This is a genomic window from Arachidicoccus terrestris (assembly GCF_020042345.1).
GTDB classification, from domain to species: domain Bacteria; phylum Bacteroidota; class Bacteroidia; order Chitinophagales; family Chitinophagaceae; genus Arachidicoccus; species Arachidicoccus terrestris.
Map to the genome: position 1 here is coordinate 2,050,752 of NZ_CP083387.1, position 24,416 is coordinate 2,075,167.

Annotated in this window: 12 protein-coding genes; 4 read left to right on the forward strand and 8 right to left on the reverse strand. The window is 45.6% G+C overall.

Features of this window, described 5'->3' with window-relative positions:
* Positions 1–265 precede the first annotated feature (265 nt).
* From K9M52_RS08185 to K9M52_RS08195, 3 genes are all read left to right on the forward strand, one after another.
* Positions 266–1,576: a BACON domain-containing protein gene (locus K9M52_RS08185; protein WP_224071572.1), complete on the forward strand. Its 1,311-nt coding sequence runs from the start codon at positions 266–268 to the stop codon at positions 1,574–1,576.
* Positions 1,577–1,649: 73 nt separating this feature from the next.
* Positions 1,650–3,089, forward strand: a complete 1,440-nt coding sequence (locus tag K9M52_RS08190; RefSeq protein WP_224071573.1) for a fibronectin type III domain-containing protein — start codon at positions 1,650–1,652, stop codon at positions 3,087–3,089.
* Positions 3,090–3,149: 60 nt separating this feature from the next.
* On the forward strand, positions 3,150–5,084 hold the full coding sequence (locus K9M52_RS08195) for an FG-GAP-like repeat-containing protein (RefSeq protein ID WP_224071574.1): 1,935 nt from the start codon (positions 3,150–3,152) through the stop codon (positions 5,082–5,084).
* A gap of 100 nt (positions 5,085–5,184) precedes the next feature.
* Here K9M52_RS08195 and K9M52_RS08200 read toward each other — a convergent pair whose 3' ends face one another.
* Both K9M52_RS08200 and K9M52_RS08205 read right to left on the reverse strand, forming a co-directional pair.
* The gene (locus tag K9M52_RS08200) at positions 5,185–6,906 is read right to left on the reverse strand and encodes a family 43 glycosylhydrolase (protein WP_224071575.1); all 1,722 of its coding nucleotides are present in this window, start codon (positions 6,904–6,906) and stop codon (positions 5,185–5,187) included.
* A gap of 21 nt (positions 6,907–6,927) precedes the next feature.
* Positions 6,928–9,138, reverse strand: coding sequence for a glycoside hydrolase family 3 C-terminal domain-containing protein (locus K9M52_RS08205; RefSeq protein ID WP_224071576.1), 2,211 nt, complete (start codon positions 9,136–9,138; stop codon positions 6,928–6,930).
* Between the two features lie 526 nt (positions 9,139–9,664).
* Between K9M52_RS08205 and K9M52_RS08210 the strand changes: the two genes are divergently transcribed.
* The gene (locus tag K9M52_RS08210) at positions 9,665–10,780 is read left to right on the forward strand and encodes a DUF3298 and DUF4163 domain-containing protein (protein WP_224071577.1); all 1,116 of its coding nucleotides are present in this window, start codon (positions 9,665–9,667) and stop codon (positions 10,778–10,780) included.
* A gap of 70 nt (positions 10,781–10,850) precedes the next feature.
* Here the strand turns inward: K9M52_RS08210 and K9M52_RS08215 are convergent, their stop codons facing one another.
* From K9M52_RS08215 to K9M52_RS08240, 6 genes are all read right to left on the reverse strand, one after another.
* A complete protein-coding gene (locus K9M52_RS08215) occupies positions 10,851–12,182 on the reverse strand; it encodes a glucosidase family protein (protein WP_224071578.1) in 1,332 nt (443 codons plus the stop codon).
* 26 nt (positions 12,183–12,208) lie between these two features.
* Positions 12,209–13,612, reverse strand: a complete 1,404-nt coding sequence (locus K9M52_RS08220; RefSeq protein WP_224071579.1) for a glucosidase family protein — start codon at positions 13,610–13,612, stop codon at positions 12,209–12,211.
* Positions 13,613–13,676: 64 nt separating this feature from the next.
* Complete coding sequence (locus K9M52_RS08225) at positions 13,677–16,913, reverse strand: GH92 family glycosyl hydrolase (protein WP_224071580.1); 3,237 nt, start codon at positions 16,911–16,913, stop codon at positions 13,677–13,679.
* A gap of 67 nt (positions 16,914–16,980) precedes the next feature.
* Positions 16,981–19,587: a GH92 family glycosyl hydrolase gene (locus K9M52_RS08230; protein WP_224071581.1), complete on the reverse strand. Its 2,607-nt coding sequence runs from the start codon at positions 19,585–19,587 to the stop codon at positions 16,981–16,983.
* Between the two features lie 42 nt (positions 19,588–19,629).
* Positions 19,630–21,213 carry a RagB/SusD family nutrient uptake outer membrane protein gene (locus K9M52_RS08235; protein ID WP_224071582.1) on the reverse strand — a complete coding sequence of 528 codons (1,584 nt, stop codon included), beginning with the start codon at positions 21,211–21,213 and terminating at the stop codon, positions 19,630–19,632.
* 28 nt (positions 21,214–21,241) lie between these two features.
* Entirely contained in the window at positions 21,242–24,325 is a 3,084-nt protein-coding gene (locus tag K9M52_RS08240) for a SusC/RagA family TonB-linked outer membrane protein (RefSeq protein ID WP_224071583.1), read from the reverse strand.
* Positions 24,326–24,416: the final 91 nt, after the last annotated feature.

Genomic DNA, 24,416 nt, shown 5'->3' on the forward strand with positions numbered 1-24,416 from the left:
ATTTGATAATCATAATTGAGGCGTCAGTTTTATTAATAAGTTGTTAATAAATACGAAACTCAAGCAATGTTTTTCGTTATTTACCACCGATACGTTAAAAAATATTGGATTAATCGATTAAACCTTTTGATTTAAACGTTTAAATCGATTACGAATGCAATGTAGATATTATTTTTTTAACAAAAAAATTTTAAAATAGATTTTTTTATTACTTTTGGCTTATCAAGCAATTCACTATTTACTACTGATAGCAAACTATCAGTATATGTCAAAGCTAATGTATGCCCTATTATTGACTGTTATGTCAATGGTATGTCTATGCTCCTGTAAGAAAGATTCTTCCGGCTTTTTAAAGCGAAACACCGATAAGCTAAGTTTTAGTTACAACGAATCAACCGCCACTTTTACTGTTCGGTCTACCGGTCCCTGGACCATCACGATTCCAGAAGGTTCCGACTGGATTAAGGTGTCTCCTGAGCGCGGCACAGGAGACGGGACAACCTATCAAACCGTTCAAGTCACTTGTCTCGACAACAGCGGTGAAGCGCGTGAGGGCATTATCTATCTGAATGGAAGTGGTCAGGTCGATGTCCCTGTTACGATCAATCAGGCAAATGGCGTTTTCGAATGGCTAAAATACGGTAACGGCTCCAGCTTCACCTTAAATGATCTACTCGTCAAGGGAAGTCCGTCAACGGCTTCTATTCTTATTCCGTATATTAAAGCAACAGGAAAGGAAAAAATAAAAGCGACTGTTTCCCTATCAGGCAAAGGCGCATCGGGATTGAGTGTAAATACAGAAGCATTGACACTGCAGGCAGGTGATGGTAATTTGGCGATTCCGATTATGGGCACGCCTACCACTCAGGGTCAGGTAGATATCGAGGTGAAAATAGACGGCGCCGGGTTCGGAAAAGTCTCAACAATTACGGGTATCGGACAAGTGTTGATTCACCAAGCCTTCGATAAATTCATGTGGGGAGGAGATTGTATTGCCAATAAAGAAGGCATAACAACTACTGTCCCGACAGCTTCAATGACCACAACTGACCCTACTATTGCTTGTTCCATAGGAACGAATGGCGCAAATGGATCAGGCGTTACATCAACCATAAAAAATTCAAATCCGTCCTTCTATAAGGCAATCGGAATGGAAAATTGGTCCGGCGTAAGAAATTATATGCGGCCAGGTTATATTCAATTAGGTGCGGCAAGTGCAACGGGGGCAGAGTTTGGATCATTAATATCTCCAAAGCTACCCCTTCCCACCGGAAATTTTGATTTACTCGTCAGTTTCAAGATAGCCACTTATAATCAACCTGTACCAAATGAATTAGTGGTTGGCCTGATGCCCGGAAATCCCACAGGTGTTACCGTCAGCAATTTCAATACGATTACAGCGAAAAATATTTTGCCGGTTAATATACCGATGCAAAAATGGGTTGAATATACTTGCATCATCAAAAATGCCACGAATGCTTCCGGTTTGGTTATTACATTACCAGAATCGTTGGCCAATGGAGGGACTGTCGGAGCTGCCAGAATCTATGTAGATGATGTAAAAGTTTCCTATTGACAACATCCGGCTACCTTTTCATCGACCCGTCACCCATCTCCCAATACCAGCTTCAAAATTTAAACTCAATAAAATGAAACGCATTTTCAACAGATTTTTCACGATAATGATTCTCCTCGCCCTGATATGGATAACACCGGGATGTAATAAAGCCTATGATGTCAAAATCTCCAACAAATACAGGGCGGCAATTCCGCAAAATGTCACATTATTGGATCATACGCGTAAAACACTTACAATTGCCTGGGACTATATCCCGGGAGCCACATCCTACGTAGTACAATTACTCGCTTCTCCTGAAGACGAAATGCCTCTTTATAGTTATGTAACCGATAATGAAGACTACTATATCTTTAGTAATCTTGCCGCCAGGCAATCCTATTACGCCAGGGTGCGCGCCAATTATGAAAATTCAGCAACATCAGATTGGGTGTATGTCACTCTCAATAATGAAAGGGCGAAAATCATTCCGGCCTACGGACTGGTGGCGCAAAGCTTCGAGATTCCTTATTTCAAGATCATTGATTCATCGTCTTCAACAATAACAGCCGAATGGTCTTTTACCGGCTTTGAGGATCAGGATAGCGAAACTGAAGACAGCTATGCTCTTTACCTGTACAATGATCCGGAAGGAAAAGATCTGGCCATTAGTTGGGAGGACGTGAAGGGCCTGTTTGCGCCATCAACGTCGTCATCTCCCAAGCCCCTTCGATTCACATTTTCCGGCCTGTCCTCCGACAAAAGCTATTATTTGAAAGTGGTGAACCTTAGCAAAAACGCAGAATCGGGTATCCGAAAAATCAATACAACGGGGGCAATAGCTCCCGCGGTTTCAAATCCACAAAGATCCGGTGATGTGGTCCTTTCGCAAGATTTCTCTAAGTTTATTCATGGTGGAGACATCTTTCATAAAGCAGCAGGGTATACAGTGGGAACTGCAAAGGGAAGAAGCGCCTGGGCTCCGGCGAAAGGAGCGAATCCTGTAAATGAAGAACTGGGACAGGCAACCTGCAACCTTAATACAGAATTCAATGTATTTGACGGAGGAAATGTAAAAAGCGAATACACGAAGGGTGTAGGAATGGATGGTTGGGGGAAAAAGGGAAACACCTCTACCAGACCGGGTTATATCAAAATTGGCGGCGGCGGAGCCTTAGGAGCGCTATATACACCTGAGTTATCCGGCCTGCCTTCCGGCTCAGATCTGACGGTAGACTTCCGGGCTGGAGTATATGCGGAAGTAAATACATTCTATTGTGATCAGATTTTGGTAGAGGTTGTCAGGGGGGCCGAGTTTAGTAACAAAGGCGCCATCACCAATATCGATGATCTGGAAATATTGGCTTCTCAGTTGGTCAATATACAGGACGCAAAAGAAAATTTCAAGGGTTATTCAGTCAGCTTTGACAAAGTCCCTAAAGATGCAAGGATCGTCTTTTCTTCCAATCCAGCAGATGTCCCTTCCAATAAAACCAGATTTCTATTAGATGATATCAGCATCAAGATCAAATAGCCCAAATAGGCATATGATGGTCTCACATTATTAAAATAACATTCTTTAAAAGATAATAGCATGAAAAGCCTACGACACGGAATGGAAAGAAAAGCCTCAAATGGTCTGCTTAAAAGAACAGCGCTCTTTGCCAAATCTATCACTGGAAATGGCATCGCCCTCACGTTAAAGCTCTTATATTTTTGTTCAATTATAAGTAGCCTTTCAGCTTCCTGCAACAAAAATCCGCTGATACAAAAGGAGAAAATCAAGCTTTATGCCTCAACGAACATATCGGGCGCGGGGCTTCTCTCATCGGAATACCCCATTAAGGTCATGTCTTTTAATATCAGGCACAACGACCCTTCCGATCCCCAAACAATTGATGAACGTCTGCCTTTAATGGTAAATATCATCAAAACCAATCAACCGGATATTTTTGGTGTTCAGGAGTTTTCCAATAATCCTTTTAGGTCAAACTTTGTGGATTCTATGTCCGGTAATGGTTACTCGGATTATTGGGTAGTGGACACTGTCACGCATGGATCGCCAAAAGTGATATTTTATAAAAACAACCGATTCTCCGTCATCAATGGTGGAGCATTTGGACTGGGCACCGATAACAGAAGCGCAGAATGGGCTATTTTCCACGATCAGCAAACGAACGAGCAGTACTTCTTCTGTAACAGCCACTGGGGCCTTTCTGCTGCCGAAAGGCTGGTTCATTCTCAGAATCTTGCTGATGCGATTCATGATCTGAATACCGGCCATCTTCCAGTCATCTTATTTGGTGATTTCAATGCGCAGCCGGGTACGCCGGAAATCACCCATCTAAAAAATGAGTTGGACCTCACCGATGCGCTCGGCGACGAACTGGGGGAGCCTACATTCCATGCCTGGTCTGCTACGGGAAAATATAAAATCGACTGGATTATGTGTGACCGAAACTTCTGCTTCACGTCATTTAAAGTCATTACGACTAACTATAATGGATACTGGCCTTCCGATCACTGGCCTGTTATGGCCACTTTTGTCCCTGCCATCTTCGGCACACCCAATTCTGATATCCACGGGACAAGCGCAAGCCATCAAACTACCTTCTATTTTGCGGATGTTGATGGCGATGGAAAAGATGATAAAATATACTGGAATCCCACATTTGAAAGCGGCCAGTCCAGAGTATTTCTATCAAATGGAAACGGGACGTTTACCTATGCTGATGATCATATGCAAAGTGCCTCTACATCGACCTCAACGAAGTTTTACTTTGCAGACGTCAACGGAGATCATAAAGCTGACCTGATCTCCTGGAACCCGACATTGAACTCTGGTCATACGCGGGTATATCTGGCGACGACAGGGGGGACCTTTAGCACGAGTGTTGTCGATAATCCAGGGGGGATCAGCACGAGCAATTCCACCACTTTTTATTTTGCAGACTTGAATGGTGATGAGCTGCAGGATAAGATATACTGGAATCCCGGCAACTTCTCCGGGCAAACGGTCGTATATCTGGCTACAGGAAGCGGGAATTTTGCGTCCGCCATTCTCCCAGGCTCCGCTGGTGCAAGTACCGCTGCCACAACACGATTTTATTTTGCTGATGTTAACGGGGATGGCAAAGCAGACAAAGTCATGTGGTCTCCAACTTTGAATACGGGCAAAACGATGGTTTACTTATCCAATGGGGACGGTACTTTTTCCGAATCAAGTTCTTTCAGCAATTCCGGGGCAACCGGTTTGGCAAGTACAACAAAATTCTTTTTTTCGGACATCAATGGTGACGGAAAGGCAGATAAAATCTATTGGAATCCTGCTAACTTTTCTGGTCAGCTAAAGGCCTATTTTTCTGACGGCAGTAAGTTCAATGGCCCATATTATAGTTTGCGCGGAACTTCAGAAAGCACTGCCACACAGTTTTACTTCAATGATATTAATGGAGACAGTCGGGCAGATCAAATCAGATGGAACTACAGCCTCGAGTCCGGCGCTTTACGCAACTATATGGCCAATTAAGTCCCGGACCCATTCCACAAGGCACAGGGCAATCATCAGCAGATAATCCTGTTAGCACCAACAACTGGCGCCAACAGGATTATCTGCTGTGTGACCTAACTTATTTGGCCATTCCTATCCCCTTTGTAACGCCCGCTTCATTAAAAGCGTCAACTCTAAAGTAATATCCGGTACCCCGGTTTAGGCCATTTAGCGACAAACTATTCTTGTCGTATACCATAACGGAATTATACAATTTATCAGGTGCCACGCCATAATACACAACATATCCCGTAGCGCCCTTTGAAGAGGGCCAGTTCAGGTCTGCTCTGCGCGGATCAGCCGAATCTCTATTTACTGCTACCCTTGTAACCGCCAATGGTTTGGCGCCTGGCCCTTTCCCGAATACCCTGAATCCGGCAACAGAGAACTTCCCTGCAGGCACAGACAAGCAAGTAATTTTCAAATAACGGACTTTGATTGCCCGGTCAAAAGAAATATAATCATGTACACGGTCAGTTTTATTCTGTGACTTATCTGCCAATACATTCCATTTTTTACCGTCAGCCGAGCCCTCAATCAAATATTGATACGGAGCAATATGGTCCGTATCTCTGAGGCCGGCGTCCTGATCTGCAAAGCTGAGCTGGATGGCGTGAACATCACAGCTATGCCCTAAATCCATGGAAAGCCACTCACCTTTCTTACCGGAGGCCGTACTCCACCAACTGCGGACATCTTCATTTACAGCCAGCTCCGGTGTGTGGCCCTTAAGAAAAGAAGAAGCCGCTGTCTTCTTTTTATAAGACAACAACATCCAGCCTGTAAATATGCTTTCCTTCTCAAAATCCATTTTCCGGTTTACAGTTTCCTGTGGATAGTCTCCAAAACTTGTATTGCAATATAAATGGCCTTCTTTATCAAAAAATGCAGGAAACAGTCCCAACCTTCGTTCAAACATATGGCGTACCGAAATGCTCATGGTAGCCACATGCCAGTAATTACCAAACTTGTCCCGGAATGTACAGCCGTGTCCCGCCCCGGAAATAAAACCGCCAGGCTTATAGGAAAAGGGGCTATTGGGCATGTAGGTAAATGGCCCCAGAGGTTTGTCAGAGACATAGACGCCATCTCCATACACCTTATATTGCGTACCGGGAGCTGCATACTGCAGATAATACTTCCCTTTATATTTTGTCATCCAGGCACCCTCATTCCATCCGTTCTTATTTTCACTATGTTCCTCGCCGGGCCGCTCCCAGCCGTGATCCGGAATATTATGCCGGATCAACACCTGAGGCGTACCGATAGTGTCAAACCTTTTGCTACGGTTCAGTTTTACGCCCATAATCGGATTGACATCCGAACATCCATAATAAAAATAGACACTCCCGTCATCATCCAGGAACAGATCCGGATCTGTCACGGATAAGGGAAACTGTCTGCGGTAAATCTGCCAGTTGTCTTCTTTAGGGTTCAGGTTATAATAGATATTCCGCTGTCCCCCCGAAGCCATAAAAAACACGGTGTCTCCAATGGCCATTACCGTGGGGGCATAATCTTTTACGGGCAGGGTACTTGATGGCAGGTAACGCCAATCTGCTAAATTATCCGAATACCAATAACCGCCGGATTTGGACGCGTAGAGATAGTACACACCTTTAAATAACTGAATCACCGGATCAGCCGCTTCCCGGTACCCCAGGCCATTATCACTGAACCGATAATTAAGAGCGACCGGATTGATCCAGGTCGGCCGGACCGGCTTTTGATCGGCCTTCTGGCCGCATCCAATAGCACCCAAGAGTAAAGTTACCGCTAACAGAAAAGCGCTTGCTTTCATTTAATGAATGGATTGGTTTATTTACTGAATACTTAAATGGACGGTCTGAGCGCGATCCGCAGAAGAGCCTCCTGCAAAAAGTTCATAATTACCCTTATATACGGTATAATCCCCTTTCTGTACGTCGTATTCCCTAAGCGAAGCAGCCGCTACCCGAAGGGTGACCTCTTTTACTTCGCCAGCTTTTAAGTGAACTCTTTTGAAGCCAACTAATGTCTTTACCGGCCTGTATTGAGGAATATTCTTTGCGCAGCCATACACCTGTACAACCTCGTCTCCCGCTATTTTTGAGTCATTGCTGACTTTAACGTACACAGTCAAAGAATCAGATGCGCTTACACTCGGGTCAGAAAGCCGCATATCTGCGTAGCTAAACCTGGCATAACTTAATCCATAGCCAAACGGATATAATACCTTTCCTTTAAAATAACGATACGTACGGCCTTTCATGCTGTAATCCTCGAATTCAGGAAGGTCGTTCAAAGACCTGTAAAAGGTAACAGGCAGCCGACCTGCAGGATTATACTGGCCAAACAAAATATCAGCTACAGCAGCACCGCCATTTTGTCCCGGATACCATGCCTCTAATATGCCATCCAGATGTTCACTGGCCCAGTTAACAGCCAGCATCCCGCCATTGGTTAAAACCAATACGACTTTCTTGCCGCTGGCCTTAAGTGCCTTTAAGGCTTCCTGTTGCACATCCGGTAGATCAAGTGTAGTACGGTCTCCGTGAAAAAAGCCTTTCTTATCTACACCGCTTTCTTCTCCTTCCACAGCAGGTGTCAAACCTCCGCAGAAAACAACTACATCCGCGTTGGCGCAGCTTTCCACTAAAAGCCGGATGCTGTCTCTTTTATGCGCATCATCGGCATAATCCTTATCAGGCCCTTTGATAAAGTTACCGGTGATAACTTTTGTATGACTGCCTGCCGCCTGCCTGATCCCCTGCAAGAAGGTGATGGGCTTTGTGGGAACACCATTGTAATTTCCCAACAGCACCGCTGTATCATCGGCAAAAGGGCCGACAACCGCAATGGTTTTAACTGAAGCAGCTAAAGGCAGAAAGTTATTCTTGTTCTGCAGCAGTACCATGCTCTCCAGAGCTGCTTTCTTGGAGAGAACACTATGGGGATCACTATTATTTTCGCTGAATGGAATGTTCTTATACGCAACGCTCTCTTTGCTGTCAAACATGCCCAGTTTAAAAAGCGCCAGCAGCAGCCTTGACACGGAAATATCGATTTGCGCCTCTGTAATTTCTCCTTTACGTACCGCTTCTTCCAGCGCGATATACTCATTACCGCAAGTCAGATCACATCCTGCATTTACAGCTGCAGCAGCGGCCTGATCTTTCGTAGCGACATATTTATGCCCCTGGTAGATATCTGTAATAGCGCCACAGTCTGATACCACATACCCTTTAAAGCCCCATTTTCCTCTAAGCACGGTATCCAGTAAATATCTGTTGGCACAGGCCGGTACACCGTCAACACTGTTATAGGCGCCCATAAGCGAATACACATGGCCTTGCTTAACCAGTGCCTCAAAAGCTGGCAAATAAGTATCATACATATCCTGTTTGCTGACCACCGCATTAAACCAATGCCGGTTATATTCACTACCGCTGTGGATGGCAAAATGTTTGGCTGTCGCAATGGTCTTAAAATACCTTGGATCATCCCCTTGCAGGCCCTTGACAAAGGCTACCCCTGTTCTGGCGGTCAAAAACGGATCCTCCCCATAGGTTTCCTGCCCCCGGCCCCATCGGGGATCCCTGAATATATTAATATTGGGTGTCCAGAAATCCAGTCCCTGATAGATGCCCCTTTCTCCATTACGGACATGTTCTTCGTGTTTGGCCCTGGCTTCCGTAGAGATCGCTGTAGCAATCTCGTGCATGAGCGGGATATTCCACATGGCGGCCATACCGATGGCCTGCGGGAACACTGTAGCGACACCATCACGGGCAACACCATGCAGGCATTCATTCCACCAATTATAGGAAGGTATCCCTAAACGGGGTACAGACTTGGCGTCATTTTGCATCAGTGCGACCTTTTCCTTGAGCGTTAACCGGCCCACCAGGTCTTTTACACGCTGTTCAAATGTGAGCGACGGATCCTGAAATGGATATTTATAGGCCTGCTCCTGAGCCATTGAGCTAACAGAAAGAAACCCTAAAAGTAAGACTGTAAGGAAAATGGAATGACAATAGCGTGATAGCTTCATGATTTAGTTTTTAAATGGAAAACCATTAAAATCGACGAAAAATGCACAAAAATCTCATTTTGTGCATTCGATTGCCAAATATAAAAATTATCTCCCGTTTTTACACCGAATCTCGAAAATAAAAGGGATAAAACTTTAGCGAAGATATTCCAACTATTTGCATCCATATGTAATTTGCTCATGGCGTTTAAAATTTACGGGAGACTAAATGATGTTATTGTTTCCTGAACAATTAACGCCTGATGAAAACAGGGACATTCAGAGGGCAAAAAGCGTTTTGCACATCAATAAACGAATTAAACCCGTATTAACGGCCTATTAATTTAATTAAAAAAGTTTTATCAGGCCGGGTTACCTTTCATATTTTGTATCCCAATATGATACTCGTTAAATAACCAAATGCTATATATCAATAAAAAAACACCCCCATTAGTATAACACCGCTCCCTGGTTAATTTTTATATTGCGCTTTTATGATTAAATTGCAAGTCATAATAGCAACGCTGACCACAATAATAACCGTCAAATGAAAAGTATAACTGCCTTATTAATAGTAGTGTGCTTCTGTTTTTGTATTCCCGATAAAAGTGTTGCTCAGAAAAAGCCATTCCCTTATAATGTCTATAAGTGTTTTACCGGGCAGATCGGTGGTCAGCCGGTCCATGTTTACTTAAGAAGTAACGGCGGTCGGGTGAATGGCTGGTATACTTATGACGGTTTTCATAAAGCACCGACGGCTGTCCGCTATGCTGGTCAAAAAAGCACAGATTCCTTATTAGTACTGATTGAGCGAGCTAAAGCAGATGACGGCAGTTCCTCTCCTGCGCAGTGGGAGGTCACTTATCATGATAGTCTGCTTACCGGCAGCTGGAAGAGTCCGGGCAGAACCAAAGCTGACCCGATCGAACTGAAAGAGAACTATCCTCCCGGCACCTATCCCTTTATTATCGAGGTTTTTAACCACACATATGATGCGTATCCGGAAAAGGACAGTACACCACAGTGGGAAACAACCTACGTTTATCCTGTAGCGTCATCGAAAGATTCAAATGGCCGTTGGATGAATCATCAGATCAAAATACTATTGGATGGTGATACAAGCCAGACTTTTGATTCCATTATCCATGGGAAAGTCAGTACCGGCTTACAACAATACCGTAAAGATATGCAAGGCAGCATCGGCAAGGCGTACTCATCAAGTATGAACTACGAATCCTTTTTCCAGATAGATATTGACTATAATAAAAACGACTATTTAGTCTTACCGGCAATGGTGTATGCATTCACAGGCGGTGCTCACGGAAACTATGCCACCACATATGCCTGTTACGATGTCCGCCATAGGAAGCAGCTTCACTTAAGTGATGTTCTTCAGGCGGATTCCACAACCATCCGGCATCTTATTGAAAGCCAGTACCGGGTAGACCAGCATTTAAAACCGGGAGACCGTTTAACGGACATCTATGACAATACATTACCGGTCACAGATAATTTCTATTTTAACGACATAGGCATGTGCTTTGTTTATAATCCATACGAGGTAGCTCCTTATGCAAAAGGCACTATAGAGGTCATAATTCCTTATGAAAAACTAAATACGTTTCTTAACCCGGACTTTAAAAAACGGATGGGACTTCGATGACCGGCTAAAACAAGGCAATTTTTTCTATACCTGCGTCTCCACAACTGACGTTAACAGCCATTAGCGACTATTACTGTACTTCCTTCTTGGCCCAGGCACGTAACATGCTTATAGCTTTAGCCAGGACACCGGCGCTACCTCTGAAATCTCCACTGCCTTCTGGCTTTCCGTCCACACCATACCATTCAAAAAACTTATTTTGGTGAATTACCCGGTTAATCATTGGCTGAATTTCATCGTAGGCTTCCTCCACAAAACCATAAGCCACCAGTTGCTGAATCATACGCCCGCCGAACCAGGTCCAGTCACCTCCATTTTGATAAATGTAAGGCCTGGATGCCTCTGAGCCTTTAATGATTCCTTCAGGATAGGGAGGATACATGGTCATGCCGATAGATAAGGCGCCGGATGCGGCCACATCCTGCAGCATTTTTTGGTTCGCGGTACTGATTTCCGGTTTAGATAAAAGTCCCGCTTCTATAGCGATGGCTGTTCCGCCATGATAATAAATACTGTTCTCATCGAAAGCCGGCGGGAATGGGCTAGTGTTGATATATAAATGGGGAATAAATTTCTGACGGCGACGATCCCAAAGATATTTGCGGATATTCTTCACAGTCAGGTGCCGTAACTTACTCCATCTTTGTTTCTCTACGGCGGTGGATGAGAACCTGATCAGCGGATCAAGTGCCAGTACAAACATCGCATTATCATAGATATCAACGGCCCAGTGCGTATTCGAATCAACATCAACTGTCGCCCCACCTTCTACCTGAACATCCCCCCAATCCTGCGTTGTGGCCCCGGTCAGCAATCCATATCTTCTGGAATATCTGTTTTTTAAAAGATACTCTATAGCAAGACGCATTCTTTCTTTGACAGACTTTCCGCCAATCCTTTCTTCCAAAACAAGACTATCACCGGTTAACGTTATATACTTTCCAAAAGCCTGAATAAGAGAGGTTTCCTGATCGGTTTCAACAGTGTTTTTAAAACCGACATGCAGGGAATCCAACACAGATGTATAAATATTAGGATCATTCCAAGTGACATGACCTTTTAAAACATAGCCGTCTACAATCTCACCATTGGGCTGTTGCAGGGCGTAAAAAGTGAGCAGATTCTTTCTGATACTATCTATACTATAAACTCTAACAGAGGTTTCAATAAAAGTATTCAAATCCCGGATCCAAACCTGAGGATATCCATCCCCCGCCGTAAAACCCTTTGCCAATAATCCTTCCGCCATGGAAGCAACACTATCCAATCTGTTATCGGCTAATATCGTTCGGGCAAGTTTCTCTTTATTTTGTGCGGATACTATTCCAGCATACAAGAGAAAAACACCCGTCAGCCATTTATACCCACTCCATCTTTTGCAGCAAAGCCGTTGAATCTGCATTTTTTATCTTTTGATGCTTTATAAAATCAGGGATGGGTACGCACAAGTCCATCCGCCCAGTTTTGCAAAGCATTAATGGCATCATATAAAACACCTGCTGACCCCCTGAACGAGCCCGAACCATCGGGCTTCCCGTCCCGGGTATACCACTCATAGAATCCCTTATTCTTAATCACTCTGTCCAGCATCGGTGCTATTTCTGCATATGCTTCAGAGACAAAGCCATTAACTGCCAGCTGGCGGACCATCCTGCCACCAAACCAGGTCCAGTCACCTCCATTCTGATAACCATAAGGGTACATCCCTTTATTCTTAAAAAAACCTGCAGGATAAGTGGGATATAGGGTAAGACCGATGGAAGGCGCCCCTGACGCTTTTACACCGGCGACCATCTGCCTGTTTACCGCTTCGATTTCGGGTTTAGTCAGCAGACCCGCTTCGATCGCCACGGCCGAACCACCATAATATAGAATAACATCTTCATTAAAACTTTTGGGGAAAGGGCTGCCGTTCAAATACACATGGGGTCTGAACTTTTTCCGCCCGGCATCCCAGAGGACATGGCGAATTTGTTGACGGATACCTTGCTGCACTTTTGTCCAGCGGCGCTGACCCGGAACCATTTTCAAATAATCATTGATGGCTATTAAAAACATAGCGTTATCGTAAATGTCTATCGCCATATGGCTGTTACTGTCAATAACCACGCCCCATGGAGATTCCGGCTGCACATCTCCCCAATCCGCTGTAGTAGCCCCATAAAGAAGACCATATTTTTTATCATAATGACTGTTCATCAAATACTCCATTGCAGCCTCCATCCGGGTTTTCACTGTTTTGCCCGCGATAACTTCCTCAAGAATTCCTTTATCGCCTGTACTTTCTATATACTTATAGACTGCCTGTATCAGGGAGGACTCCTGATCGGTTTCCACGGTATTCTTATGTCCGGCCAGGCCAGGAGCCGCCGGCCTGTAAATATAATCATAACCGGCACCCGCCTTTTGCTTCGGAATATAGCCATCTATAATATTACCATCATCCCCCTGCATTTTAAAGAATAGGAGCAGTTTCTCCCGCACACTGTCTCTGGGCAAAACCTTACAGGAAAGGCGGATAAAAGTATTAAAATCCCGGATCCAGACTTCACCATATCCGCTGCCTGCAGTAAATCCAGATGCAACTAACCGTTCAGCCATCCCTTTCACTTTATTCAGCCGCGCATCTGTTTTTATTGCACTTGCAAGGCTGGCTGCATCCTTACTACCCGTAGCAGGATGCTTATCACCTGAAGAATACTGCCCCGACACGGTGCCGTACAGCAACACCGCAACAACGAGTAACCAGAAGGAGCAAAGTAATTTGTTCTCTTTAAATTGCCTATTGCCTATTTTATTCAGATAATTGCATTTATAAAGTTGTCGGTGCATATGTTATATAATTGGTTAAAATTTGTAATTGAAACGTTCTGCTTGCGCTATTCAGGCCGCAAGATCACCTTCTTGGAAGACTGGTAATACCCCAGGCTTTATTCGGCAGGGGTCCCATTTGCAACTCCAGAACGCCACCAGACAATAAGGCGCTGGCAGGGAAATAAAAATCAGTTAAAGGCTTGCCATTCAACCGGGCACTCTGAACATACTTATTGAGTCTGGAGGCATTTCTGGCGATAATCCTAAACGTCTTGCCGCGGCCATAGCGGCCCCCCAGATCAATGGTTACTTCGGGGTAAAGCGGGCTGCCAATTTCATAAATGGGTTCACTTGAGGCACCGCCGTCCATCTGGAATAGTCCCAAAGCAGCCATTACAAACCAGCCGCTCATTTGTCCCTGGTCCTCATCCCCTAAATAAGCATTTGCCAGACCATATCCATAATAGCGATCCAGTATGGAGCGGGACCATTTTTGTGTCAGCCAGGGCATCTTCACCCAATTAAACAGAAAAGCAAACTGCATCGACTGTTCATTACCCTGAATCACGGGATAGTCCCAGTACTGGTCACCGGGCGCATTGAATCGAAGCTTTTCACTTTCTTTAAATCCCCAATTTAACCGTTCGGCAAACCTGTCAGCACCAATCCTTTTAATCAGTCCCGGGACGTCCTGAGGGACATAATAAGTCAGCTGCCAGGCATTGCCCTCGACATACTCCGAGTTAGCACCGGATCTAAATGGATCAAAGGGTTCCATCCACTTACCGTCCGCGTTCCTTATTCTGGCATAACCGGTTGCTGTGTCAATCGCATTTTTCCACCAGCTGCCACGCTCGTTAAAGGTTTTATATTCCTGCCCCTTTCCCAGTGATTTGGCCAGCTGTCCGACTGTCCAGTCATCGTAACTATATTCCAGCGTATTTGAAAACCTGCCCTTATCGCCGGGCACATAATGATGTTTCAGATAAGGCAATAGATCCCGGTTGCCCGCATAACCAGACTTCCCTACTTTCTGAGAGGGGGTGGTTTGCATTTTTACAGCTGCCTTCAAGGCCTTTTCCACGTCAAAATCACGAATACCCATCTGATAAGCCGCAACAATAAGCGGTATCTCATGCTCTGCCACCATAACAGGAATATAATTCATGCCGGCCGGTCCTTTAGCCAGCCAGCCGTTCGCATCATACATGGCCAACTGGGATTTTACCCATTTAGATGACCAGTCCGGATAGGCCAGGTTCCAGAATTGATTGAGATTCCAAAACGTATTCCAGAAGGCATCGCAGCCCAGTGCCAGAGCGTCTTGATCGGAAAGTTTCTGCACTTTTTCATTGGCGTCTACCCACTGTCCATTCACATCACTCCATGTATTTCTACTGCAGATCGCCCGATACATGTTTGTATAAAAACGCTTCTTTTCTCTCGCATCATCAGATTCTATCTTAATTCTGCTCAGCAGCCCATTCCAGACATCCAGGTTATTTTCCCTTACTTTGTCAAAATTCCATCCAAAAGGTTTTGTGATCTCTTCTTTCAGGTTTTCGGCTGCATTATGAACACTCACGAGAGAAATACCCGTACGCATTTGTACAACATTATGCACTCTGGTGTCAAATTCCACAAACGCACCCGCCGTCTTAGGGCTTTTCATTGTAACATTGTCGGCAGCTGACAGCTGATCTCCATTCCATGTGCCAAATTTGGCAATGGGCCGGTCAAACTCTATTACAAAGTGAATGGTATAATCCTGATCTGCATCATCTGACCATACTTTTGGCGCAAATTGATGGCTGCTGCCTTCAATCCGGTAGTCATTTACCTTTCTGAAGGTCACATCTTTCAATATGTAGTTATACTCAGCCGGCGTCATAAGGTCGATCATAATACGACTCCCCTGTTCTTTTGGATAGGTATACTTCTGAAAACTGCAGCGTGTTGTGGCCGTCAGTTCCGCAAGGATATTATGATCTGTGAGGCGAACCTTATAGTAATCTACATCCGCTACCTCAGAGGTCGGATCAAACCTGGATCTGTAGCCCTCTTCAGGATGTTGTCTTCGGCCCACCTTTAGTTTTAGCGGTCCGCTTGTTGGAAAGGTACCTAAACCGGACAACGTCCATTCGTGAATATGACTAAATGTACCGATACTGCTGTACATCGGATCATAGCCGCTGGACCATCCTGCATCCTGGTTATCCGGGCTCAGCTTCACCATACTGAAAGGCATCCATGGGCCGGGTGCAATCATCCAGCGGGAATGTGCCGTTCCCATTTTTGTATCGATATAATTAGCCGGTGTTATTAATGGTTGTGGCGAACGCTTAACCTTTCCCTGTGATACCAACTGATCGTCAGCAAATATTTTATAACTGCTCTGTTTTTCTGTGCGGACGGCAGGCATCGGCACTTCCAGATCAAACCGCCCTGTATCTATCACCTGATGAAAGATCTTCTTACCGTCCAGCTGTACGCTTAAATCAGGCCTTCCTTTAAGGTGCTGCACATCTATCAACAGCGGCTGGTTACGCTTGCCTGTCGAATCGCTTTTAACCTCATAACGGGCAGCGCGAACCTGCCGCAAAAAAACGGCGCCTGGCTGAAGCACTTGTAAAGGCGTTGCCGCTTCGAGTCTCACCTGATCAAAAACGATCCAGGAACCTTCCACTGAGGTGATCTGCACTTCATTTCCGCCCTCACGTAAAAGGCCCTTTGTGGGGATACGGATGGTTTTATCTAAACCAGCCTCGTGAGCCGCAGTCAGGTCTTCAGAATTACCTTTTATCAGATTGATCAGTTTTCCTTTCTGTAAAGCATATTCAAAAGGATGCCCGTTGACCGTCACTTTTAGCTTTGCCGGCCTGGCCGCCTGATACCCCGCCAAATCAATTACAAGGCTGGAAAGTTCATTTCCAGGTGCCCCTTTGATACCAAATAAAATATTGAGCACCGTATTTCTGACGCCTGCCGTATTACTTGTCCCTCCGAAACTATCCACAGGCCCGGGAAGCACATAGGGCCAGTCCTGGCGCGGATTTGAATAGCCGATCAAAAAAAACTTATCCTCCCAGCCAAAATCTTCTTTCAGAAAGTCGTTATATTGACCGGGCGCAAGCGCCATACCCCGGCGGCTGCCATCTTTTGCACCAATTTGCCAGACAGTGTGGGGGGTATGCCTATCTACATCAGGCTGTGCCTGACTATTCACAACAGACAAACCACCAATAACAATCAAAAAAGCAGGCATCAAATGGATCCTTACTCTTTCTCTTGCAATTTTACGTACTGTGTTTAAATTCATTTTAATTCTTTTAAAATAGCCCAGAAATAATGCGTTTATTTATAAATTGTATTTGAAAAAAATAGAGTTAGTTATCTCCCTCTTTTAACGAAGGAACTTCGTTGGACGGCGGATGCTTCACTCCCCAGGCAGTATTGGGCCGGGGGCCCATCGTTAACTGTAGCACGCCACCCTGCATGAGCTCATCCCTGTACAGCCAGCATTTATTTAACGGCTTGCCGTTAAAACTGGCAGACTGTATGTATCTATTTGTACGGCTATTATTTTTTGTTTGGATAATCAGCTCGTGATCATTGCCTAACAAGATGGTGGCTTTATCAAAAACAGGGCTGCCTATCTCTATTATAGGGCGCCGGTCTGTAAACCCTTTTACATCAAATAAACCCAGGGAACTCATTACCAGCCACCCACCCAGCTGGCCCTGATCTTCATCTTGCCCGAATCCATACCCATGTATTGAATCTGTTCCATAAAATTGATCTATGATCGCGCGGGTCCAGTGTTGGGTCTGCCAGGGCTGCCCGGAGAAATTAAAGAGCCAGCTCATATGCATATCAGGCTGATTACCCTGATTATAGCCAGCCTTAACACCGGAAAACGCATCCATGGTCCGGCCACCGCTAAAAGCATCCTTTTCGGCAGCGCTGAAAATCTTTTGTAGCCGGGCATTAAACAAATCTTTGCCGATACTTTGAACTAACCCATGAGGATTGCCTGGCACAAAAAAAGAATACTGCATTCCGTTACCCTCCTGAAAACCACGCCATGGTTCATAAGGATCATAATCTTTGATAAAATTGCCATTCGAATCTTTGGGCCGGATCAGCTTCAGGCTGGAATCGAATATTTTTTTCCAGCCACTAGCGTATTGTTCAAATAGCTGCGCGTCCCGCGTTTTATGCAGCGCCCGTGCCAGCTGGCCGGCCGCGTAGGCACTAAAGCTATACTCCAGTGTATGTGAGGCGGCAAAATTAGAGCCCTCCGCATTTGAGTGTTGCTGATCTTTATAAGGAACATAGCCCATTTTCAGAAAAGCCGCAAGATCTTCTTTACCTGCACCTGCCGGCCTGGCACCATGTTGGTCCCTGATCCCCAATTCATTTTTTCGAACTGCCGCATAAATCAACTGCAGTTCGCTACTATCTGCGTTTTTAAAAAGGCCGGTCTGATACGCAGCAGCGAGGACTAACCCCACAAAATTGGTTCCTACGCCAGAAGCGTACTGGCTATTGACCAGCCCGTCCGCAAACCAGCCCCTGTTTTTATACATTTCCAGCTGGGTATAAGCAAAATCCCGGAGATACTTAGGATACGCCAATGACCAGAGCTGCGTCAAATTCCAGTAAGCGCCCCAAATGGCATCTGTATTAATCATCTGAAATTTTAAACGACCGGAATGGTTTCGGGGAATATGGCCGAACCTGGCATTATCTCTACCAGCAGTGCCACTATCACCGGACGCTGCCTTTTGCCGATAAGCCAACGGATAGTCTCCGCTCACATCGCAGGACACCCCTCTTCCGAGAAGCGCATGGTAAAGGCCGGTATAAAATTTAATTTTTAAATCTTCCGTGTGGCTTTCTACCCGGATGCGACCTAAGGCCTTTGCCCATACATTTTGCACCTGTCGCCTTGCCTGGTCAAAATCCAGGTAAGCGGCTTCTTCCATTAAATTACGGCGGGCCCCCGCTATACCGGTATAGGAAAGGCCGACTTTTATTTCAACAGGGCCGCGGCGACTTTGGTCATCCGGATAATCAAAATATAATCCTGCCCCCTTGCCGGCCGCTTTGACGGGAGCGCCACCGCCCTTTACCTGAGTGCCGGTAAAGCTTCCGGCTTTTACCGGTGGCTGGCTCAACTCACCAAAAATATACATCTGAACAGCGCCTTGCCGGTCAAAAATATCCAGGTATTTAGGGAAAGTCCGGACGTAGCCCTCAAAATGGGTCGCGTCCACCATGGATACCACGGCATCCTTTACTTCGCCACTCTCTCCCCATTTGTTTCCCATAACGAGTAGCACCCTGTTGCCGGCAGCAGGATGTCCCTGGTTGGCCTCTGGAAAACTAAATCGTAAAAATCCGACCCGTTTCGTTGCTGTGAGTTCCGCTTTTATCCCGTAGTCATCCAGCATAACCCGGTAATACCCCGGTTCTGCCACTTCTGTGCTGTGCCGGTAATGAGAACGGTAACCTTTTTTGACGACATCTGAACTATCCCCCGGCTTCGTATATAAGGGGCCGTTCGTGGCGGTCAGCATGGCGCCGCCGAGCTGCCATTCATGAAATAGCACAAAGCCTTCTATCGTTCTATCCCGGGGATCGTAGCCGACTGCCTCCCAACCCGAAGCATTACCATAATGACCATTCGTGGAAGGCGCCAGCTTGGCCATTCCCTGAGGTGCCGCTCCCGGCGTAAAGAAAAACCAACGGCTCTGAGCGGTGCCGATCCCAGGATGCACATAAGATAGAACAGAAACGGTGTCTGTATAATGTTTCCCCAAGGCTGCATTTTGCTGCCCGTGAAGAACCGGTGAAAAAAGCAAACCTATTGCTATTAAAAAAACTAAAAACCGTGAACCAGGCAATACTTCTGTGAGACGCACCATACGCCGGCTTACGTATTGCTGACCAGACTGGCTATCGTAATAGATTTGCATATTATTACCCATATGTAATATTAATAAAGGAATATTCAGAAATTATCTTAGTGCTCAGTATCCCGGATTCTGCGGTTTTAAGGCCGGATTCCGCTGCATTTCAGTGGAAGGTATTGGCATCAAGAGGTCTTTCTCCTGAAACTTTTGTCCCCGGCCATTATCGTGCCCCACCAGTGCAGAAAAACTTACTTTATGACCGGCTCCTACGTCCGGATATAACCGGGTACGTGTCATATCAAACCAGAAATGCCCTTCCATCGCGAGTTCCCGGTAACGTTCTGCGAGAATAAGGTCCCTACGTGCAGTCTGCCCCGCTGGTATGGCAGGTTTATGAACATAGGCTCTGTTTAGGATGGGATCCAGATAAGGAGAAGGATCTTGCCCTAAAGCATTGGCCGCCTCTGCAGCGATTAGGTATATATCCGCCATTCTGTACACAGCGACATATTTGCCGGATGCGCCCGTTTCAAATATGGCTGTACTGTCAAACCACCTGAAAGGTAAGGTAGGAATACCAATCGTTCTTAATTTACCAGACTTATCTGTATAGGTGAAGGAATTATGATAAAACTGCCTGTTATGCCGCCTGATGTCACTGGTACTGTCATATAGCGACAATAGGGTCGTTGAAGGTGTCCAGGGCGTGGTCATGAGTGTATACTGCACCTTGATATTCGCATTGGGTATCGGAACAGGAAAAGAATTGGGCAGCGTATACTCCGGATAGGCCGATCCCTGTATGTTAGCATTATATTCAATAAAATAAAGATATTCACTCCCCTGATCATAACTGGTCAGCCTTAATTTATCAAAAGCGGTCACTTTTCCCTCACTTGTAAATAAACTATAGCCACCCGGACTTGCTATCAGGTTTTTAGCCGTCTTAAGAGCCTTGGTATAACTGTCTGCTCCTTTCTGCAGGGGATAACCGGCCATCGTAAGGTATACTTCTGCCAGAACAACTTCAGCTGTGCCTTTGGAAATCCGGTTCCCGTTGCTTCCCATAGGCTTATCCGCCAGGTTTCCCTTCTCGATGGCCCAGTTCAGATCATCTACAATAGACGCATAAACCGAGTCAACGGAGGCCCTGGGAGCATACAGGTTCTCCAGCGATGTATAAGGTTTCAGGATCAGCGGAACCGCTCCAAAAAGACGCACCAGGTAATAATAATCAATGGCCCGGAAAAAACGTGCCGTAGCAATAAGGGGCGCCTTGGCGCTCTGTTCAATCGTATTGCTGTTACTCACCTTGTCAATGATCGTATTAGCGCTGGCAATGGAACTGTAAAAACTGGACCAGACACCGCCCAGATAATTACTGGAATTACCTACTGTTTGTGTGAGAGAAGCAAAGTACCGCACACTGGGGTCCTGTGCAACCGTATTATTGGCCATTCCGGATAAATTATCCAGCGTAAAACTATTGGTGCCATCATATAGTCCGCCTATATTAAAAAACCGACCGGGGCCTGTCCCTTTCCCATACAAATAATTAACCGCACTTTCTGCCTGGGAAACGGAAGTAAAATAGGCATCAACCGGTGTAATGCTCTTAGGTGATTCTTCCAGGAATTTACTGCAGCCACTAAGACTTCCTGCAAGAAAGAAAGCCCCTATAATGATGATTGAATATTTCATAAAATATTTTTTGATAGAAGTTTCTAGATTAAAAAGTCGCGTTTAAACCGAATGTGAAAGTCCTGGGTTTGGGATACTGATAGAATTCTATGTTCTGACCGAATGCAGGGGCTCCGGGCGTATTCCAGGAAACGCTTTCCGGATCATAGCCTTTGTAAGAAGAAGACTTGATGAGAAAAACATTCTGGCCACTAAAATAAACGCGCAGTGACTTTATTTTAGTGGATTTTAAAAGCTTGTCTGTCAGATTATAGCCCAGAACGATATTTCTGCCCCGGATAAAAGAGCCGTCCGCTACCCAATGGCTGTCAAAGGCTGCCGACTGCCCGGCATCCGGCGCGAAACGCAGTTGCTGAATAGGCGTGTTTTGATTTTCAGGAGTCCATGCATTCAACACGGTTGTCAGCGAATTACTATATCCTGTTCTATCTTCGGAGGAGAATAAAAACGCCTGCGCAATGCTGGCCCCCTGAGAAAACTGTAGATCGATCATCAGGTCAAACCCTTTATAGCTGAAACTATTGACGAAGCTACCTGTCCAGTCTGGCGTTCCTTTACCCAATATCCGTTTATCCGGCGATTCTTTTTCTTCACCTGCATGGTAGGGATAGTTAGGATCTTTGGCCTTTCCGGCGGCCACCTCTTCTTCACTGTAAGTGCCCAGGCGTTCATAGCCCCAGAAAGAGCCGGCCGGTTCACCCACCCGTAAAATAGTAAATCCGTCGGATACAGGCCCCCAGAAGGGACCGGGAAAAATGTCTTCATCGTTATTGCCCAGAGATACCACTTTATTCTTATTGTAACTGGCAACAATACTGGTCTGCCAGCTAAAATTGCGGGATTGTATATTCTGTGTCGTCAAAGACAGGTCTACTCCCTGATTAGACATGGAGCCGATGTTGCTCAGGACCCCGCCAAACCCTGTAGAAGTCGGAATAGGCTTATTCAGCAGCAGGTCTGAGGTAAGTTTATAATAGTAGTCTCCTTCAAAGCTGACGCGGTTCTGGAACATGCGCAATTCAAAACCGATATCGGTCTGTTTGGTCTTTTCCCATTTAAGGTCAGGGTTGGCCAGGCCATTGATATAGGAAGAAGCTTCCCGGCTCCCATTGATCAGTGTTGTTCCGCTGGATACGGTTGCCAGTGACTGATAAGCACCGATTTCTGTGTTACCTGTAATGCCGTAACTACCGCGGATTTTTAAGAAATTGATCCAATCGATATTTTTCATAAAATCTTCATTGGATAAAATATACCCCAGACCGACAGAAGGGAAGTAACCATATTTATTGGTTTTCCCGAATCTTGAAGATCCATCTGCTCTTTCTGTAAGGGTCAGCAGATATTTGCCGGCCAGGTTATAGCTGGCACGGGCAAAGTAAGAGTTGATTGCCCAACTGGTATAATTACTGGAAGGGGGATTGGGCTGACTGCCGGCACCGAGGTTAAACTGGCGATAATAGTCATCTGCAAAGTTTTGCGTAGAGCCTCCGAGCGTCTGATCAATCCGCTTTTGCCAGCTGGCGCCTGCGACAACATTTAAGTGATGTATACCAAACTGCTTATCGTAAGTCAGGTAATTCTCCTGTTGCCAGTAACGGATTTGCTCTGTTGTTACTGACGCAACCCCTTTCTGATTGGCAGAAATATTCATCAGGTCTGAAGGGGAATAATAATCATACCGGATGTCTTGGTTATCTATACCGAACTGGGTTTTAAACTGAAGGTCCTTTGTCAGATGAAAATTAAAAAATACGTTTCCGAAAACCTGGCTTCTGGTATCTTGATTGGTCTGACTTTCCAATACCTTTACAGGGTTTTCAGCAGCGTCTAAAAACGAGTAATCTGATGAATTCTGATTATTGGCCCACGAACCGTCGGGATATTTTACCGGAAAAATGGGGGGCATTTCAATCATCGTACGCGTCGGTGTATTACCGCCTGTTCCGGGATCTACAACATCTTCTTTTGAGTAATTGGCCATCAGGTTGATCCCAAAATCAACCCAGTCAGTTAACTGAAGATCATGGGCCAGCCTGACATTGTACCTTCTCAGATTAGAATGACGCATAATCCCTTCATTATTCGTATAGTTAAAAAAGACACCTGTAGAAGAGCGGTCACCTTTATGCTGAATTGAAAGCTGGTGGTTATTGGAGATAGCCGTACGTGTGACTTCTTTTTGCCAGTCCGTATTGTATAAAGGATTACCCTGAGCATCAAATAACAAAGGATCCGTTCGTTTTAATGTCCGCGGTGCGGCGCCCCATAGCTCATTATTGGCCATGCCGCCACTCAGTACGTCTAAAAATTGTGTCGAGTTTAAAACGGGCAATTCTCTGGGTAAGTGACCTGCACTGATGGAAAAATCATAGGAGACAACTGTGCCATTGGTTCCCGCACCTCTTTTTGTTGTTACCAGTATAACACCATTTGAGCCGCGGGCACCATAGATAGCTGTGGCCGATGCATCTTTAAGCACTTCCATGCTTTTAATATCGCCGGGATTCAGGTACTGAATATTCGTCATGGCAACGCCGTCCACTACATACAGCGGATCCGTTGAGGAATTAATAGATCCCATCCCTCGTATCACCACGCTAGCCAGTCCCCCTGGCGCTCCGGAATTCAGTGAAACACTGACACCGGGGACCCTGCCTTGCAGGCCCTCCAGGGCATTGGTGACCGGCTTGGCCAACAACTCCTTTGAGCTGACGGAAACCACCGATCCTGTCACGTCGGTCTTTTTCATGGCACCATACCCGATGACAACGACTGAATCCATCTGGCTGCCGGCAGGAGACAACACGACTTCCTTAATGGCCGAAGCGGGTAGTTCTTTTTGTGCATATCCTACATAGGAAAAAACCACCACTTGATTCATTGAAGAGACTTCCAGGCTAAACTGACCGTTCATATCTGTTAAGGTCCCGGCCTTTGTATTTTTTAATGTGACTGAAACACCTCCCAGCGGTATGCCTTCCATGTCCTTTACGACACCAGACACTTGTTGCTTCTGCCCAAAGGCAAGCTGAAAAAAAATACTGCAAACCAGAACAAGAAGCATTCTTTTAACGGGTAAAGGCCCGTTCGTAAATCGATTTGCTTTCATGAGCATTATTTGATTAATATATGGAGAATTAAAAGATCCCGCGTTTGATGTACCGGTAGGGCATACCGATAGTAATTGCCCCACCGGCAGC

Excerpts from the sequence above, each read along its gene's own strand:
- K9M52_RS08185 (WP_224071572.1), top strand. The coding sequence starts at position 266 with ATGTCAAAGCTAATGTATGCCCTATTATTGACTGTTATGTCAATGGTA.
- K9M52_RS08190 (WP_224071573.1), top strand. The coding sequence starts at position 1,650 with ATGAAACGCATTTTCAACAGATTTTTCACGATAATGATTCTCCTCGCC.
- K9M52_RS08195 (WP_224071574.1), top strand. The coding sequence starts at position 3,150 with ATGAAAAGCCTACGACACGGAATGGAAAGAAAAGCCTCAAATGGTCTG.
- K9M52_RS08200 (WP_224071575.1), bottom strand. The coding sequence starts at position 6,906 with ATGAAAGCAAGCGCTTTTCTGTTAGCGGTAACTTTACTCTTGGGTGCT.
- K9M52_RS08205 (WP_224071576.1), bottom strand. The coding sequence starts at position 9,138 with ATGAAGCTATCACGCTATTGTCATTCCATTTTCCTTACAGTCTTACTT.
- K9M52_RS08210 (WP_224071577.1), top strand. The coding sequence starts at position 9,665 with ATGAAAAGTATAACTGCCTTATTAATAGTAGTGTGCTTCTGTTTTTGT.
- K9M52_RS08215 (WP_224071578.1), bottom strand. The coding sequence starts at position 12,182 with ATGCAGATTCAACGGCTTTGCTGCAAAAGATGGAGTGGGTATAAATGG.
- K9M52_RS08220 (WP_224071579.1), bottom strand. The coding sequence starts at position 13,612 with ATGCACCGACAACTTTATAAATGCAATTATCTGAATAAAATAGGCAAT.
- K9M52_RS08225 (WP_224071580.1), bottom strand. The coding sequence starts at position 16,913 with ATGAATTTAAACACAGTACGTAAAATTGCAAGAGAAAGAGTAAGGATC.
- K9M52_RS08230 (WP_224071581.1), bottom strand. The coding sequence starts at position 19,587 with ATGGGTAATAATATGCAAATCTATTACGATAGCCAGTCTGGTCAGCAA.
- K9M52_RS08235 (WP_224071582.1), bottom strand. The coding sequence starts at position 21,213 with ATGAAATATTCAATCATCATTATAGGGGCTTTCTTTCTTGCAGGAAGT.
- K9M52_RS08240 (WP_224071583.1), bottom strand. The coding sequence starts at position 24,325 with ATGAAAGCAAATCGATTTACGAACGGGCCTTTACCCGTTAAAAGAATG.